General features: G+C 64.4%; 1 protein-coding gene. It reads right to left on the bottom strand.

What is annotated here, in order from left to right:
- Nucleotides 1-815, bottom strand: an 815-nt coding sequence (locus AC6I6L_RS20670; RefSeq protein WP_497919664.1) for an SRPBCC family protein, incomplete at both ends; no start/stop codon positions are given.

Below are 815 nucleotides of genomic sequence, written 5' to 3'. Positions count from 1 at the left end.
GCCTCGGCGATGCCGTCCCAGACGGCGAAGTCGTCCTGCTCGAAGTTCCCGGACGGGCTGAACGTCCCGAGGGCGACGTCGTAGGCCCGTTTCTTGTACTCGTCGGAGGCGTCAGCGGGCGCGAGCACCCAGCTCCAGGCCTCCATCTCTCCGGGACCGGCCGGCTGCCACAGCCTGAGGCTGAAGAAGCCATCGAGTGGCTTGTCGGGGTCGTTCGTCGCAGCCAGGTGGATGAACGAGAGGTTCGGAAAGATCGTTCCGGTAGCAGCGCCGCAGGCGGCGGCGACCTCGTACTGGTTCTCGCTCAACTTCTCGTCGGTGACGTACTCTTTGGGATAGCCGAAAAAGACCTCGTCCTCGGGGCGAAGCAGTCGGAGACTCGTCGAACCCGAGTCGACGTGGGTCACGTGCCGTTGCGTTTCCTGACCCGCGGTTCCGGAGATGTCCTCGTCGCCAAAGCCGACCTCGAAGACCGATCGGTGAGCGACGCCGGTGTGGTAGCTGTCAGCAGAGAAGTTGTCGGCCCCGGACTTCCAGTCGCTATCGGCCCGCCAGCGGTGGGGTTCACCGACGACCTCCAGGCCGCCCTTCGCGATGTCTAAGTGCACGTCCAGATACCAGGTAAAATCACCGAGGTACGCTTCGAGGGAGGGACCCTCGGGTGCGATCGAGGCGAAGACGAGACCCTTGTAGTTCTCGACGCGGGGGGCTTCGAGGAGTCCCCACTCGGCGGGATCGAGACCCTCGAACGCCTGATCGCGCAACGGGATGCCAGCGAGATCGCCGGTGTTCTTGAACGTCCAGCCGTGATACGG

It is taken from the genome of Halosolutus sp. DAT137 (genome assembly GCF_059736405.1).
Note: the sequence above shows the minus strand (reverse complement) of the source record. Positions and strands in the feature narration are given on the sequence as shown.